The following is a 14,953-nucleotide window of genomic DNA, read 5'->3' on the forward strand; positions in this document are numbered from 1 at the left end:
GCGCGCACACGGGTAGCGGTGGGTCCTCGGCAGGGGCAGGCTGGGGTCTGTCGACAGACCCCAGGGGTGCCTCACCGGACCGTCCGGGGCCGCGTGGCACACTGGTCTAGACAACAACTGTGACTTGAAGGGCAACACCATGGCTGAGCGCCGCGTCAACGTCGGCTGGGCCGAGGGCCTGCACGCCCGTCCCGCCTCCATCTTCGTCCGTGCCGCCACGGCCTCCGGCGTGCCGGTGACGATCGCCAAGGCCGACGGCAGCCCGGTCAACGCGGCGTCGATGCTCGCCGTGCTGGGACTGGGCGCGCAGGGCGGCGACGAGATCGTCCTGACCTCCGACGTCGACGGCGCGGACGTCGCGCTCGACCGGCTGGCGAAGCTGGTCTCCGAGGGTCTGGACGAGCTCCCCGAGACCGTCTGACCCCCTCACGCCCCTCACGTACGCACGGCGACGCCGTGCGCGCGCAGATACGCGAGCGGGTCGATGTCCGTGCCGTACTCCGCGCTCGTCCGCGCCTCGAAGTGCAGGTGCGGTCCCGTGGAGTTGCCGGTCGAGCCCGAGAGGCCGATCGACGTGCCCGGGGAGACGCTCTGGCCGACGTTGACGCCGATCGAGGAGAGGTGTCCGTACTGGGTGTAGGTGCCGTCGTTCATACGGATGACGACGTTGTTGCCGTACGCGCCGCCCCAGCCGGCCTCGACGACGGTGCCCGCGCCGACGGCCACGACCGACGTGCCCGACGCGGCGCGGAAGTCGACGCCGCTGTGGCTGCCGGAGGACCACAGCGCGCCTCCGGTCCGGTAGCCGGTGGTGGCCGAGGAGCCGGCGACGGGGAGCCGGTAGGCATTGAGGCGCTCGCGCTCGGCGGCGCGTGCCGCGCGTTCCTTCTCCTCGCGGGCCTCCTTGGCGCGGGCCTCCGCCTTGCGCTTCGCCTCCGCCTCGGCGCGGGCCGCGGCCTTTGCCTTCGCGGCCTTGTGGGCGGCCAGGCGCTGCGCGTCGGCCTGGGCGTCGATCGTGGCGGCGAGGGAGTCGTCGATGACGATGGCGCGGGCCGGGGCGGCCGGGGCGGCCTCCTTGGCGAGGGTCGCCTCCGCCTCGGCGGCGAGCGCCGGGGAGGCGAGGGTGCCGATGACACCGGCCGCGGTGAGTGTGGCGACTCCGGCGATGTTCGCGCCGCGGCGCGTCATGCGGCCCGGGGCACGGTGCTTCCCGGTGGCACGGGTGAACGCCATGAAGTGGCTGGTCCTTTCCTTCCTTCTCGCCTACCGGGTTAGCTGACGGGTTCGGAGCAGGAAGGTCTCCTACGGGCCCCTCCGCGGATCACGCGAAGGCCCCCGATTCACCCCAGGGACGTGAATGGGTCCCCGGCTCCCCAGGCTCGCGCCTGACGGGGACTCGGCGATGGCTGTCCGGTGCCGCGGATGCGGCGGGCTCTGGCGGACAGCCGGACCGACGCTAAAGGGGTCATCTTTCAATCACCAAACAGACAGGCCCTTTTGTAGCGCACGCCACAGGGCATTCAGGCAACCTCCTTATGAATGCGGACATAGCAGGAAACCCCGGCGACGGGTTCGTCACCGGGGTTCCTTTTGTACGTATCGAGCCGCGTGGTCCGTCAGCCGGCCGGCCTCAGCCGGTGACGACCTTCACCTCGCCGATGCCCAGGGCCTCGACCGGCTCGCGGATCACCGAGGCGTCCCCGACGAGCACCGTGACGAGCCGGTCGCCCGGGAAGGCGCTGACGACGGCGGCCGTCGCCTCGACCGTGCCGGTCTCGGCCAGGCGCGCGTAGAGCCGCGCCTGGAAGTCGTCCGGGAGGTGCTGCTCGACCTGGTCGGCGAGCGTGTCGGCGACGGAGGCGGCCGTCTCGTACTTCAGCGGCGCGACACCGACCAGGTTCTGCACGGCCGTCTCGCGCTCGGCGTCCGTCAGCCCCTCGGCGGCGAGCGTGCGCAGCACCTTCCACAGATCGTCCAGCGCGGGGCCGGTCGACTCGGTGTCCACGGAGCCGCTGATGGCGAGCATGGAGGCGCCCGTGCCGTTCGGGTCCGAGCGCAGCACCTGCGCGAAGGCCCGCACGCCGTAGGTGTAGCCCTTCTCCTCGCGCAGCACCCGGTCGAGCCGGGAGGTGAGCGTGCCGCCCAGGCAGTACGTGCCGAGCACCTGGGCCGGCCAGACGCGGTCGTGCCGGTCGGGGCCGACCCTGCCGATCAGCAGCTGGGTCTGGACGGCTCCCGGCCGGTCCACGATCACCACACGGCCGGTGTCGTCGGCGCTCACCGGCGGCACGGGGCGCGGCTCGGAGGTGTCGCCCGTCCAGTCGCCCAGGGTCCCGGCGAGCAGCGCGTCGACGTCGACGCCGGTGAGGTCACCGACGATCACCGCGGTGGCGGTGGCGGGGCGGACGTGCGCGTCGTAGAAGGCGCGGACACTCTTCGCGTCGATGCGCCCCACGGTCTCCTCGGTGCCCTGGCGCGGGCGCGACATGCGCGAGGTCTCCGGGAACAGCTCCTTGGAGAGCTGCTTGGCGGCGCGGCGGGCCGGGTTGGCCTGCTCGTGCGGGATCTCGTCCAGCCGGTTCGTGACGAGCCGGCCGACCTCGCTCTCGGAGAACAGCGGGGCGCGCAGGGCGTCGGCGAGCAGACCGAGGGCCTTGGGCAGCCGGGAGACCGGGACCTCCAGGGAGACCCGTACGCCGGGGTGGTCGGCGTGCGCGTCGAGCGTGGCGCCGCAGCGCTCCAGCTCGGCGGCGAACTCCTCGGCCGTGTGCTTGTCGGTGCCCTCGGACAGCGCGCGGGCCATGATCGTGGCGATGCCGTCCAGGCCCTCGGGCTCGGCCTCCAGCGGGGCGGCGAGGGAGATCTCGACGGCCACCACCTGCTGGCCGGGGCGGTGGCAGCGCAGCACCGTGAGGCCGTTGGGCAGGGCGCCGCGCTCGGGCGCGGGGAACGCCCAGGGCCTGGCCTCCCCGGCGGTCGGCTGCGGGTGGAACTCCATGGTCACGGCAGCGTCGGTCACTGGTCCGCCCCCTCGTGCTCGTCGGTGTCGGCGGCCGCGTCGTCGGCGTCGTCTTCAGGGGAGGTGGGCTCGTAGACGAGCACCGCCCTGTTGTCGGGGCGCAGCCGCGCCTCGGCGACGGCGCGCACCTCTTCGGCGGTGACGTCCAGCACCCGCTGGACGGCGGTCAGCGCCAGCTGCGGGTCGCCGAACAGCACCGCGTACCTGCACAGTTCGTCCGCGCGGCCCGCGACCGTGCCGAGCCGGTCGAGCCATTCGCGCTCCAACTGGGCCTGGGCGCGCTCCATTTCCTCGGCCGTGGGGCCCTCGGCCGCGAACCGGGCCAGCTCCTCGTCGACGGCGGCCTCGATCTGCGGGACCTCGACGCCGCCGGACGTCTTCACGTCCAGCCAGCCGAGCGAGGGCGCGCCCGCCAGCCGCAGCAGTCCGAATCCGGCGGCGACGGCCGTGCGGTCGCGGCGCACCAGGCGGTTGTGCAGCCGGGAGGACTCGCCGCCGCCGAGGACGGTGAGCGCCAGGTCGGCGGCGTCGGACTCGCGGGTGCCGTCCTGCGGCAGCCGGTAGGCGGCCATCAGCGCGCGCGCCGGGACCTCCTCGTGGATCTCCTCGCGCAGCTGCTCGCCGATGATGTCGGGCAGGGAGCCGTCGCGCGGCGGCTGCTTGCCGTCGTGTCCGGGGATCGAGCCGAAGTACTTCTCGACCCAGGCGAGGGTCTGCTCGGGGTCGATGTCGCCGACGACCGAGAGGACCGCGTTGTTCGGCGCGTAGTACGTACGGAAGAACTGCCGCGCGTCGTCGAGGGTCGCCGCGTCCAGGTCGGCCATCGAGCCGATCGGGGTGTGGTGGTAAGGGTGGCCCTCGGGGTAGGAGAGGGCGGTCAGGCGCTCGAAGGCGGTGCCGTAGGGCACGTTGTCGTAACGCTGGCGGCGTTCGTTCTTCACGACGTCGCGCTGGTTCTCCATCCCTTCGTCGTCGAGGGAGGACAGCAGCGAGCCCATGCGGTCGGCCTCCAGCCAGAGGGCGAGCTCCAGCTGGTGGGTGGGCATGGTCTCGAAGTAGTTGGTGCGCTCGAAGCTGGTGGTGCCGTTGAGCGAGCCGCCGGCGCCCTGCACCAGTTCGAAGTGACCGTTGCCCTTGACCTGCGCGGACCCCTGGAACATCAGGTGCTCGAAGAGGTGGGCGAGGCCCGTACGGCCCTTGACCTCGTGGCGCGAGCCGACGTCGTACCAGAGGCAGACCGCGGCGACCGGGGTCAGGTGGTCCTCGGAGAGCACCACACGCAGTCCGTTGGCGAGCCGGTGCTCGGTCGCTGTGAGGCCGCCGGAACCGGCCTGCGCTGTGGCCGTGTGACCCATGGGCATGTACGTCCCTTCGATCGCGATATAAGAAGTCCTGCCACTGTATGCAAGCGCGCCGACGCGTGGCGAAGTTTCCGCGTCGCGCGTAGGGGCGTGGACTCGCCACCGGCCCGGCCGCGGCGCGGCGGCGTGCCACCGGAAACGGGCGCCCCGGGCGGCTCAACGACGGGTCGAGGTCGGCGTTGTCAGTCCGGCGGGCCACAATGGTCCGCGTCAGTTCCTCGAGTTGTCCGCCCAGAGTTCCCGAAGTTGTCCGCCCAGACCCGCACAGACCTGTGAAGGAGCCGCAGCAGCGATGGCCCGCCGCAGCACGAAGACCCCGCCGCCGGAGGACTTCGAGGAGAAGATCCTCGACATCGACGTGGTCGATGAAATGCAGGGCTCCTTCCTTGAGTACGCGTACTCGGTGATCTACTCCCGTGCCCTGCCCGACGCCCGCGACGGCATGAAGCCGGTGCACCGCCGCATCGTCTACCAGATGAACGAGATGGGCCTGCGCCCCGACCGCGGCTATGTGAAGTGCGCCCGTGTCGTCGGTGAGGTGATGGGTAAATTGCACCCGCACGGGGACGCGTCGATCTACGACGCCCTCGTCCGGATGGCACAGCCGTTCTCGATGCGGCTGCCGCTCGTCGACGGGCACGGCAACTTCGGCTCCCTCGGCAACGACGACCCGCCGGCCGCCATGCGGTACACCGAGTGCCGGATGGCCGACGCCACGTCACTGATGACGGAGTCGATCGACGAGGACACCGTCGATTTCCAGTCGAATTACGACGGCCAGGAGCAGGAACCGGTCACGCTGCCCGCCGCGTACCCGAATCTGCTGGTCAACGGGGCCTCCGGAATCGCCGTCGGCATGGCGACGAACATGGCGCCGCACAACCTCGGCGAGGTCATCGCCGCCGCGCGGCATCTGATCAAGCACCCGGGCGCCGACCTGGAAACGCTGATGCGGTACGTGCCGGGGCCCGACCTGCCCACCGGTGGCCGGATCGTGGGCCTCCAGGGGATCAAGGACGCGTACGAGAACGGGCGCGGGACGTTCAAGATCCGCGCCACGGTCACGGTGGAGGACGTCACCGCGCGCCGCAAGGGCCTCGTCGTCACCGAACTGCCCTTCACCGTCGGCCCGGAGAAGGTGATCGCCAAGATCAAGGACCTGGTCTCGGCGAAGAAGCTCATGGGCATCGCCGACGTCAAGGACCTCACCGACCGGGCGCACGGGCTGCGTCTGGTCATCGAGATCAAGAACGGTTTCATCCCCGAGGCGGTCCTCGAACAGCTCTACAAGTTGACGCCGATGGAGGAGACCTTCGGTATCAACAACGTGGCGCTGGTGGACGGCCAGCCGCTGACGCTGGGGCTGAAGGAGCTGCTGGAGGTCTATCTCGACCACCGGTTCACGGTGGTGCGCAGGCGCAGCGAGTTCCGCAGGACCAAGCGGCGCGACCGGCTGCATCTGGTGGAGGGTCTGCTCGTCGCGCTGCTCGACATCGACGAGGTCATCCGCCTCATCCGGTCGAGCGACAACTCGGCGCAGGCCAAGGAGCGGCTGATCGAGCGCTTCTCGCTGAGCGACATCCAGACGCAGTACATCCTGGACACGCCGCTGCGCCGGCTCACCCGGTTCGACCGGATCGAGCTGGAGAGCGAGCGCGACCGGCTCAACGGCGAGATCGACGAGCTGACCGGCATCCTGGAGTCGGACAGCGAGCTGCGCAAGCTCGTCTCCGCCGAACTGGCCACGGTGGCGAAGAAGTTCGGCACCGACCGGCGCACCGTGCTGCTGGAGTCCGGCAGTTCGCCGGTCGCCGCGGTGCCGCTGGAGGTGGCCGACGACCCGTGCCGGGTGCTGATGTCCTCCACCGGACTGCTGGCGCGTACGGCCAACGGCGGACCGCTGGGCAGCGGCGACGGCAAGCGGGTGAAGCACGACGTGATCGTCTCGGCCGTGCCGGCGACGGCGCGCGGCGAGGTCGGGGCCGTCACCTCGACCGGTCGGCTGCTGCGGATCTCCGTCATCGACCTGCCGCAGCTGCCCGACACGGCCTCGGCGCCGAACCTGTCGGGCGGGGCGCCGCTCGCGGAGTTCCTGACGCTGGAGCCCGACGAGGACCTGGTCTGTCTGACGACGCTGGACGAGTCCTCGCCCGGCCTGGCGCTGGGCACGCTCCAGGGTGTCGTCAAGCGGGTCGTGCCCGACTATCCGTCCAACAAGGACGAGTTGGAGGTCATCAGTCTCAAGGAGGGTGACCGGGTGGTGGGCGCGGCAGAGCTGCGTACGGGCGAGGAGGATCTGGTCTTCATCACCTCCGACGCCCAACTGCTGCGCTACCAGGCGTCGCAGGTACGGCCGCAGGGCCGGCCCGCGGGGGGCATGGCCGGTGTCAAGCTGGCCGAGGGCGCCTCGGTGATCTCGTTCACGGCGGTCGACCCGGCGGGCGACGGGGTGGTCTACACGGTCGCGGGCTCGCACGGCACGCTGGACGATTCGGAGACGACGGCGAAGCTCACGCCGTTCGACCAGTATCCGCGCAAGGGGCGGGCCACCGGCGGGGTGCGCTGCCAGCGCTTCCTCAAGGGCGAGGACCTGCTGATCTTCGCCTGGGCGGGCGCGGCCCCGGCGCGGGCCGCGCAGAAGAACGGCACACCGGCCAGGCTGCCGGAGCCCGATCCGCGCAGGGACGGTTCGGGGACGCCGCCGCCGTCGGTCGTGGCCGTCGTGGCGGGTCCGGCGAGCTGACGCGGAGGTCCGTTCAGACCGGGTCGGCGGCCTCTTCGGCCGCCGACCCGGACCGTACGTAGCGCAGGACGCCCCACATGGCGGCCTCGTCGGTGACGCCCTGGTCGGCACCGCTGACGGCGCAGATCCGCAACTCCTTCTCCAGGGCGTCGCGGTCGATCCCGGAACCGATGAGGACGAGCCGCGTACGGCGTTCGGTGCCCCGTGGCCAGGGCTCCGGGTAGAAGCGCAGGAAGCGCCCGACGGCGTGTACGTCGTACCGGTTGTCCGGGTCGGCCGCGCCGAAGTCCACGAAGCCCTTGGCGCGGTAGAGCCCTTCCGGCCGCGAGTCGAGGAAGGCCATGAGCCGGCGCGGGTCCATGGCCGCGGGTTCGTCGAAGGACAGGCTCTCGTAGCCGGTGTGCGGATGGTGCGGGTGCCCGGGGCCCTCGTCCTGTCCCCCGTCCGCCGCTGTGTCCTCCTCGGCGCGCAGGTCCTCGAAGGAGAGCTGGCGGACCTTCTCGTCCTCGTCCGGGCGGGTGGCGGGGTCGAAGAGCAGGCCGGGGTCGATCCTCCCGTACGTGGCGGAGACCACCGCCGCGTCCGGCCCCAGCCCGGCGATCACGCCGAGGACGCGCTCGTGTTCGGCCGGTGTCACGCGGTCGGTCTTGTTCAGGACGACCAGGTCGGCGATGGCGAGATGGCGGTCGGTCTCGGGGTGCCGCGCGCGGGTGGCGTCGAACTCGGCCGCGTCCACGACCTCGACGAGCCCTCCGTACACGGTGCGCGGATTGTCGCCCGCGAGGATCATCCGGACGAGTTCCTGCGGCTCGGCGAGACCGCTCGCCTCGATGACGATGAGGTCGATCCGCGAGGCGGGGCGCGTCAGCCGGTCCAGATAGCCGTCCAGTTCGCTCGCGTCGACGGCGCAGCAGAGGCAGCCGTTGCCGAGCGAGACCGTGGAGCCGACCTGGCCCGCGACGGTCATGGCGTCGATCTCGACGGCACCGAAGTCGTTGACGATCACGGCGACGCGGTTGCCGGCGCGGCGGCGCAGGAGGTGGTTGAGCAGGGTCGTCTTGCCCGAGCCGAGGAAGCCCGCGAGGACGACCACCGGAATCTGCCTGCCGGCGGTGCTCGGATTCAAGACCGCGCCCTGCCCTTCCGTAGGAGGTGGGGCAGAGCCGTACGCCTGCCCGCTCCAGGATAGGAGAACGGCTCACCGGAGCCGGCGTCCTCAATCGCCGGACGGGCTTTTTGAGCCCGTCCGGCGATTGAGGACAAGCGCGGGGTCAGCTCCGGAGCCAGACCGCGGTGTCCTGCGGCAGCCTTCCCTCCTCGTCCAGGGGGCCGCTGGTGAGCAGAACGGCTCTGTGGGCGGGCAACCGCGTGGGGGGCCCGTCGAGATTGACGACGCAGACCAGGCCGTCGGTACGGGTGAAGGACAGCACACCGGGGCCGGAGGGCAGCCAGGTCAGCGCCGCCCCGGCGCGGTCGCCCGGCGCCCCGGCGGCGAATCCCGGCTCCGTGCGGCGCAGCCGCAGCGCCTGCCGGTAGAGGCTGAGCATCGAGTGCGGGTCGTCCGACTGGAGGTCCGCGGCGTACTTCGCCCAGGACTCCGGCTGCGGGAGCCACGGTTCGGCGTCTCCCCCGAAGCCCGCGTACGGCGCGTCCGCCCGCCAGGGCAGCGGTACGCGGCAGCCGTCGCGGCCGGGATCCGTACCGCCGGACCGGAAGTGCATCGGGTCCTCGATGCGGTCGCGCGGGATGTCCGCCTCGGGCAGGCCCAGCTCCTCGCCCTGGTAGACGTAGACGGCGCCGGGCAGTGCCAGCGAGAGCAGTGCGGCGGCGCGCGCCCGTCTCGTACCCAGTTCCGGATCGGTCGGGGTGCCGAACGCCTTGGCCGCGAAGTCGAAGCCGGTGTCCTCGCGCCCGTAGCGGGTCACGGTGCGGGTGACGTCGTGGTTGGAGAGCACCCAGGTGGCGGGGGCGCCGACCGGCGCGTGCTCGGCGAGCGTGTCGTCGATGGAGGTCCGCAGCCGGCCGGCGTCCCACGGGCACGACATGAAGCCGAGGTTGAAGGCGGTGTGCAGTTCGTCGGGGCGCAGGTAGCGGGCGAAGCGCTCGGCGTCGGGGAGCCAGACCTCGCCGACGAAGATGCCGTCGTACTCGTCGGCGATGGCGCGCCACGAGCGGTAGATGTCGTGGAGTTCGTCGCGGTCCACGAAGGGGTGGGGGTCGGTGCCCGGTGTGAAGTCGGGCAGGGCGGGGTCCTTGGCGGGCAGGACGGCCGAGTCGATCCGTACGCCGGCCACGCCCCGGTCGAACCAGAAGCGCAGCACGTCCTCGTGCTCGCGGCGGACCGCCGGGTGGGCCCAGTTGAGGTCGGGCTGTCCGGTGGCGAACAGGTGCAGATACCAGTCGCCGTCGTCCAGCCGGGTCCAGGGGACGCCCCCGAACTCGGACACCCAGTTGTTCGGGGGGAGTTCACCGCTCTCCCCGCGCCCCCGGCGGAAGTGGAAGAGCTCGCGCTCGGGGCTGCCGGGTCCGGCCGCCAGGGCGGATCTGAACCAGACGTGCTGGTCGGAGACATGGTTGGGCACGATGTCGACGATCGTGCGGATGCCCAGCTCGCGGGCCTCGGCGATCAGCTTCTCCGCCTCGGCGAGGGTGCCGAAGGCCGGGTCGATGGTCCGGTAGTCGGCCACGTCGTAGCCGCCGTCGGCGAGCGGTGAGAGGTACCAGGGGGTGAACCAGAGTGCGTCCACGCCCAGTTCCACGAGGTACGGCAGCCTGGACCGCACGCCGGCGAGATCTCCGGTGCCGTCACCGTCGCCGTCGGCGAAGCTGCGTACATAGACCTGGTAGATGGCGGCGTCGCGCCACCATTCGACGGTGGCCTCGGCCGGCTGGATGGCTGCCACGTGACGGTCCTTTCGGGCAGGTGGGACTCCGCCGCCGGCCCCCGGACAACGGGGCGCTGGATGGGAGGGCGGGCGGCGGAGCGCTGGTGGGGAGTGGGTCGGACGGAGCGGAGAGGACGATCAGCCCTTGAGGCCGCCCGCGGTCAGACCGCTCATGATGTTGCGCTGGAAGAGCAGGAAGATGAGCAGCGTCGGGACGGACGCGATGGTGAGCGCGGCGATCAGGACGTTCTCCGGTACTCCGCTCGCGAGCGAGTAGATGCCCACGTTGAGGGTCTGCTTGCCCGGATCGGGCAGGGTGAGCATCGGCCAGAGGAAGTCCTTCCAGACCCCCACGACCGCGAAGATCGAGACGACTCCGAGGATGGGCCGGGAGATCGGCAGCACCACGGATCTCAGGGTGCGCATCGCCGAGGCCCCGTCGATGGCCGCGGCGTCCAGCAGTTCCCTCGGTATCGAGTCGAAGAATCTCTTGAGCAGGAAGATGTTGAAGGCGTTGGTGACGGACGGCAGCCAGATCGCCCAGGGCGAGTTGAGCAGGTTGCGTTCGACGATCGGTACGTCGAGCACCGTCAGGTACTGGGGTACGACGAGGACGGTCGCCGGGATCATGAGCGTCATCAGCATCAGGCCGAGGATGGCCTTGCCGAAGATCGGCCGCAGCTTGGAGAGGGAGTAGGCGGCGGCCACGTCGAAGACGAGCTGGAAGGCGAGCGCCCCGAACGCGTAGTACAGGGTGTTGAAGAGGAGCTTGGCCAGGTCCATCACCTTCCACGCCTGCTCGTAGTTCTCCGGGTGCACGGAGGTGGGGAAGGCCGTCGGCGGGCTCTGCACGACTTCCTGGGTGGTCTTGAGGCCGCCGGTGACCATCCAGTAGAGCGGTCCGAGGAAGACCAGGGTGAAGACGAGGACCACCAGGGCGAAGACGATCCAGTAGACCGCCCTGCCACGGGATCTGCCCAGTTGGGCGGGGGAGATCAGGGTCCGCGGGCGGGCCGCCTCGACGGTGCCGGCCCGCTTGCGCCGGGGTACGAGCGTGTTCGCTGTCATGCCTTCCGGCCCCCTAGTCCTCGTTGCCGCGGCTGAGCCGCACGTACACCGCGGAGAAGCCCGCGAGGAGTACGAGCAGGACGAGTCCGAGCGCCGCGGCACTGCCGTAGTTGTTGAAGTTGAACGCGTACTGGTAGATGAGGTAGACGACCGTGGTCGTCGACCCCTCCGGTCCCGCCCCGTTGGTGAGCAGGAACGGTTCGGTGAACACCTGCATCGTCGCGATGATCTGCATGAGCAGCATCAGCGAGAGGATGAGCTTGGTCTGCGGGATGGTGACGTGCCAGATCTTGCGGAGGATTCCCGCGCCGTCCAGTTCGGCCGCCTCGTACAGCTCGCCGGGGATCGACTGGAGCGCGGCGAGATAGATGAGGGTGGCGCCGCCCATGCTCATCCAGGTCGCCGCGATGACGACGGAGAGCATGGCCGTGTCGGTGTCCTGGAGCCACTGCTGGGCGGGGAGGCCGAAGGTCTCCAGGATGCGGTTGAACAGGCCGTATCCGGGGTCGTAGAAGTACTTGAAGAGCAGTACGGAGGCGACCGGCGGGAGCATCACCGGGAGATAGACGAGCAGTCGCAGATATCCCTGGCCGTGCCGGAACTCGTTGAGGACGACGGCGACGAGGAACGGGACGACGAATCCCAGCAGCAGCGCGAGGCCCGTGAAGAGCAGGGTGTTGCGCCACGCCTGCCAGAAGGCCGGGTCGTTGAAGATGTACGTGAGGTTGGACCAGCCGGCCCAGGTGGTCTTCCCGTTCTCGTTCTTCTGGAAGGCCAGGATGAATTCCCTGACCATCGGATACCAGGAGAAGAACGAGAAGCAGAGTACGGCTCCGATCAGGAACCCGTGCGCCGAGAGGTTGCGGCGCACGGACCGTACGAACTCCTCGCGGGCGAAGTCCGTCCGGTGGGAGCCGGGGCGTCCGTGGCTCGGCGGGCTCGCCTTGCTCTTGGACAGGGTGGGGGCCGACATGGTCTCTCCTCGGTGCCGGTGCGCAGACTCGTTGGCTCACGGACGGACGGGACTCCGGTCACGGGGCGATCCGGTCCCCGGCCGGGGGCCGGCCCGTGGCGGGGACCGGGTCCGCGTGACCCGGTCCCGCCCGTCCGTCTACTGAGTCGCCAGGACTTGGTTGACCTGCTTCTCGGCGGTCGACAGGAGCTTGTCGACGTCCGCGTCCTTGTTGGTCAGCACGCCGGACATCGCGACGTCGAGGATCTTGTAGATCTCCTGCGCCTTCGGCGGCTCGGCCTTGCCCTTGACCGGGTTGTCCATGAAGGGCTTGAAGTTCTCGACGGGCATGGTGGCGTGCTCGCTGCGCAGCGCGTCGTCCTTGGCCTTGGAGTCACCGAGCCAGAAGTTCGGCTGCGGCAGTCCGACGGGGAGCTTGTCGGCCTTGGTGCGGTCCCACTCGAACTGGCCCTTGCCGGGAGTCAGGAACTTGAAGTTCTGCCAGGCGATGGCGGCCTTGATCTTGTCGGGCGAACTGCCCTTCTTGATCATGTAGTTGTTGCCGCCGAAGAGGGTCGCCTCGGCGCCGGGGATCGGGCCCATGCCGAAGTTCTCGTAGGTGGCGCCGAGTTGCTGGACCATGTACGTGATGTCGTCAGGCGCGGCGAGGAACATGCCCAGCTTGTCGGTGGCTATCTGCTTCTGCAGGTCGCCCCACTTGAGCAGCTGGGTCTTGCCCATGCTGTCGTCCTCCCACCGCATGGTGCGAAGGTTCTCCAGGACCTGCTTGCCCAGGTCGGTGTTGAACGCGGCCTTCTTGCCCGTGGAGTCGACGACCTCGCCGCCGAGGCCGTAGATCGACGCGGTGAAGTGCCAGCCGCCGTTGTTGCCCGCGCTGTACTCGCCGAAGCCGGAGACGCCGCCGCCGAGGCCGGCGATCTTGTCCGAGGCGGTACGGACCTCTTCCCAGGTGGTGGGAGGCGAGTTGGGGTCCAGCCCCGCCTCCTCGAAGAGCTTCCGGTTGATCAGCAGACCCATGGTGTAGTTGCTGGTCGGCAGGCCGTAGAGCTTGCCGTCCTGCTTCAGCACGTCCAGGACGCCCGGGTCGATGTCCTTCAGCGCCGGCACGGACTTGTCGTTGACGTACGCCGAGATGTCCTCGGCCCCGTCGTTGTCCAGCACCTGCTGGAGGTCGGTGAAGTAGGTGTAGTACACGTCGGGCTGGGACTTCGCCTTGAGCATCGCGGTGAAGCGCGGCGGCTCCAGACACTGGCCCGGCGTGGACTTCCCGTTGATCTTGACGTTCGGGTACGTCTTGTTGAATTCCTTGACGTCCTCGTTCCACTCCTTCAGCTCCGCGGCCTTCGCGGCCGGCGGCATGCAGTCGATCGAGAGTGTCACCTTGGCCTTCGGGTCCAACGGCGCTGACGGGTCTGACGACCCGCCGCCGGAGTCGCCGTCGTCGTCGCTACTGCTGCTGCTCGTGCCGCAGGCGGCGAGAGTCAGGGCGAGCACGGTGACAATGGCGGCCGCGGCGGTGCGGTCGGTACGGCGAATACGGCGGAACCCAGCACTTCTCATCGATGGTCCCCTTCGGGCATGAGCGTGGAAGGCCCACGGCTGAAACTCTGCCGGGGCGCGGCACACTCAACCACCGTCGACAGGAGACCGCAATATCTCGCGCCGTTTTCGTAAAAGTTTGACAGCCTTCCGCATCGGCCATGACCCGCACCGGGGGCCGGAGTTGGACAGGGCGGGATTTGTCAGACAGGACCCCCGGGAGCGCCACAGGGCCCCCGAAGGGGCCCTGAAAGAGACTTGCGGGAGCGGGGGGCTCCCCTACCGGGGCGACTGCGCCGTGGAGCCTCGTACGACCAGCTCCGGCTCGAACAGCAGCTCGCCCGGCGGCACGGCGCCACCCTGGATCTGCGCGCACAGCAGCTCCACCGCGGCCCGGCCCATGGCCTCGATCGGCTGGCGGACGGTGGTCAGCGGCGGCTCGGTGCAGTTCATGAAGGCGGAGTCGTCGTACCCGACGACGGAGACCTCGCCGGGGACGTCCAGCCCGCGCCGGCGGGCCGCCCGTACGGCGCCGAGCGCCAGCGGGTCACTCGCGCAGATGATGCCGGTGACCCCGCGGTCCAGCAGCCGCGCGGCGGCGGCCTGGCCGCCTTCCAGGGAGAACATCGACCGCTCGATGTACTCGTCGGGCAGCGACTCCCCCGCGGCCTTCACGATCGCCAGGGCGGCGGCGAGCTTGCGCCGCGACGGTACGTGGTCGGCCGGGCCGAGGACGAGGCCGATGCGCTCGTGGCCGAGGGACGCCAGATGCCGCCACGCCTGCTCGACGGCGACGGCGTCGTCGCAGGAGATGGTGGGGAAGTCCAGGTTCTCTATGGGCGCGTTGATGAGCACGACCGGGATCCGGCGCTCGTGGAGCTGCCGGTAGTGCTCGTGGGGCGCGTCGGCCTGGGCGAAGAGGCCGCCGGCGAACACGACTCCGGACACCTGCTGCTGGAGCAGCAGTTCGACGTAGTCCGCCTCCGAGACGCCGCCCTTGGTCTGGGTGCACAGGACGGGGGTCAGCCCCTGCTGCGCCAGCGCGCCGCCGATCACCTCGGCGAAGGCGGGGAAGATCGGGTTCTGGAGTTCGGGCAGGACGAGGCCGACGAGCCTGGCGCGCTCGCCGCGCAGCTGTGTCGGCCGCTCGTACCCGAGCACGTCCAGTGCGGTCAGCACGGACTGCCGCGTGGCCTGGGAGACTCCCGGCTTGCCGTTGAGCACCCGGCTGACCGTGGCCTCGCTGACCCCAACCTTCTTCGCCACCTGAGCAAGTCGTCGCGTCATACACGCAAGACTAGCGCAAGCAATGCAAGCTACTTGCTTCCGAGCGTAAAGAGCCTGCACAGCCGTGGTGCCGCCCGA

Annotated in this window: 11 protein-coding genes and 1 riboswitch; of the genes, 2 read left to right on the forward strand and 9 right to left on the reverse strand. The window is 70.2% G+C overall.

Going from position 1 to position 14,953, the window contains the following annotated elements:
• Positions 1 to 139: 139 nt before the first annotated feature.
• The gene (locus GXP76_RS01125) at positions 140 to 421 is read left to right on the forward strand and encodes an HPr family phosphocarrier protein (protein WP_242569477.1); all 282 of its coding nucleotides are present in this window, start codon (positions 140 to 142) and stop codon (positions 419 to 421) included.
• A 14-nt stretch (positions 422 to 435) separates the two neighbouring features.
• Here GXP76_RS01125 and GXP76_RS01130 read toward each other — a convergent pair whose 3' ends face one another.
• From GXP76_RS01130 to GXP76_RS01140, 3 genes are all read right to left on the reverse strand, one after another.
• A complete protein-coding gene (locus GXP76_RS01130) occupies positions 436 to 1,233 on the reverse strand; it encodes a M23 family metallopeptidase (protein WP_242569478.1) in 798 nt (265 codons plus the stop codon).
• Positions 1,234 to 1,245: 12 nt separating this feature from the next.
• Positions 1,246 to 1,412, reverse strand: a riboswitch (cyclic di-AMP (ydaO/yuaA leader).
• A gap of 218 nt (positions 1,413 to 1,630) precedes the next feature.
• Positions 1,631 to 2,998, reverse strand: a complete 1,368-nt coding sequence (locus GXP76_RS01135; protein WP_242569513.1) for a pitrilysin family protein — start codon at positions 2,996 to 2,998, stop codon at positions 1,631 to 1,633.
• 17 nt (positions 2,999 to 3,015) lie between these two features.
• Positions 3,016 to 4,380: a pitrilysin family protein gene (locus GXP76_RS01140; RefSeq protein ID WP_242569479.1), complete on the reverse strand. Its 1,365-nt coding sequence runs from the start codon at positions 4,378 to 4,380 to the stop codon at positions 3,016 to 3,018.
• Positions 4,381 to 4,672: 292 nt separating this feature from the next.
• On the opposite strand from GXP76_RS01140, the gene GXP76_RS01145 reads away from it, so the two are divergent.
• The gene (locus tag GXP76_RS01145) at positions 4,673 to 7,123 is read left to right on the forward strand and encodes a DNA topoisomerase (ATP-hydrolyzing) subunit A (RefSeq protein WP_242569480.1); all 2,451 of its coding nucleotides are present in this window, start codon (positions 4,673 to 4,675) and stop codon (positions 7,121 to 7,123) included.
• A gap of 13 nt (positions 7,124 to 7,136) precedes the next feature.
• On the opposite strand, the gene GXP76_RS01150 is transcribed toward GXP76_RS01145, so the two are convergent.
• The 6 genes from GXP76_RS01150 to GXP76_RS01175 all read right to left on the reverse strand — a co-directional run bounded on the left by GXP76_RS01150 (position 7,137) and on the right by GXP76_RS01175 (position 14,875).
• Positions 7,137 to 8,249: a GTP-binding protein gene (locus GXP76_RS01150; RefSeq protein ID WP_242569481.1), complete on the reverse strand. Its 1,113-nt coding sequence runs from the start codon at positions 8,247 to 8,249 to the stop codon at positions 7,137 to 7,139.
• A gap of 145 nt (positions 8,250 to 8,394) precedes the next feature.
• Entirely contained in the window at positions 8,395 to 10,026 is a 1,632-nt protein-coding gene (locus GXP76_RS01155) for a glycoside hydrolase family 13 protein (RefSeq protein ID WP_242569482.1), read from the reverse strand.
• Positions 10,027 to 10,146: 120 nt separating this feature from the next.
• Positions 10,147 to 11,076, reverse strand: a complete 930-nt coding sequence (locus tag GXP76_RS01160; protein WP_242569483.1) for a carbohydrate ABC transporter permease — start codon at positions 11,074 to 11,076, stop codon at positions 10,147 to 10,149.
• A 13-nt stretch (positions 11,077 to 11,089) separates the two neighbouring features.
• Positions 11,090 to 12,049, reverse strand: a complete 960-nt coding sequence (locus GXP76_RS01165) for a carbohydrate ABC transporter permease (protein WP_242569484.1) — start codon at positions 12,047 to 12,049, stop codon at positions 11,090 to 11,092.
• 138 nt (positions 12,050 to 12,187) lie between these two features.
• Positions 12,188 to 13,609 carry an ABC transporter substrate-binding protein gene (locus GXP76_RS01170; protein WP_242569485.1) on the reverse strand — a complete coding sequence of 474 codons (1,422 nt, stop codon included), beginning with the start codon at positions 13,607 to 13,609 and terminating at the stop codon, positions 12,188 to 12,190.
• A gap of 258 nt (positions 13,610 to 13,867) precedes the next feature.
• Complete coding sequence (locus tag GXP76_RS01175; protein ID WP_147878146.1) at positions 13,868 to 14,875, reverse strand: LacI family DNA-binding transcriptional regulator; 1,008 nt, start codon at positions 14,873 to 14,875, stop codon at positions 13,868 to 13,870.
• Positions 14,876 to 14,953: the final 78 nt, after the last annotated feature.

This window comes from Streptomyces sp. NP-1717 (genome assembly GCF_022695985.1).
Taxonomy (GTDB): domain Bacteria; phylum Actinomycetota; class Actinomycetes; order Streptomycetales; family Streptomycetaceae; genus Streptomyces.

What these genes read in the sequence shown, in the direction of transcription:
- GXP76_RS01125 (WP_242569477.1), top strand. Translation starts at nt 140, where the DNA reads ATGGCTGAGCGCCGCGTCAACGTCGGCTGGGCCGAGGGCCTGCACGCC.
- GXP76_RS01130 (WP_242569478.1), bottom strand. Translation starts at nt 1,233, where the DNA reads ATGGCGTTCACCCGTGCCACCGGGAAGCACCGTGCCCCGGGCCGCATG.
- GXP76_RS01135 (WP_242569513.1), bottom strand. Translation starts at nt 2,998, where the DNA reads ATGGAGTTCCACCCGCAGCCGACCGCCGGGGAGGCCAGGCCCTGGGCG.
- GXP76_RS01140 (WP_242569479.1), bottom strand. Translation starts at nt 4,380, where the DNA reads ATGCCCATGGGTCACACGGCCACAGCGCAGGCCGGTTCCGGCGGCCTC.
- GXP76_RS01145 (WP_242569480.1), top strand. Translation starts at nt 4,673, where the DNA reads ATGGCCCGCCGCAGCACGAAGACCCCGCCGCCGGAGGACTTCGAGGAG.
- GXP76_RS01160 (WP_242569483.1), bottom strand. Translation starts at nt 11,076, where the DNA reads ATGACAGCGAACACGCTCGTACCCCGGCGCAAGCGGGCCGGCACCGTC.
- GXP76_RS01165 (WP_242569484.1), bottom strand. Translation starts at nt 12,049, where the DNA reads ATGTCGGCCCCCACCCTGTCCAAGAGCAAGGCGAGCCCGCCGAGCCAC.
- GXP76_RS01170 (WP_242569485.1), bottom strand. Translation starts at nt 13,609, where the DNA reads ATGAGAAGTGCTGGGTTCCGCCGTATTCGCCGTACCGACCGCACCGCC.
- GXP76_RS01175 (WP_147878146.1), bottom strand. Translation starts at nt 14,875, where the DNA reads ATGACGCGACGACTTGCTCAGGTGGCGAAGAAGGTTGGGGTCAGCGAG.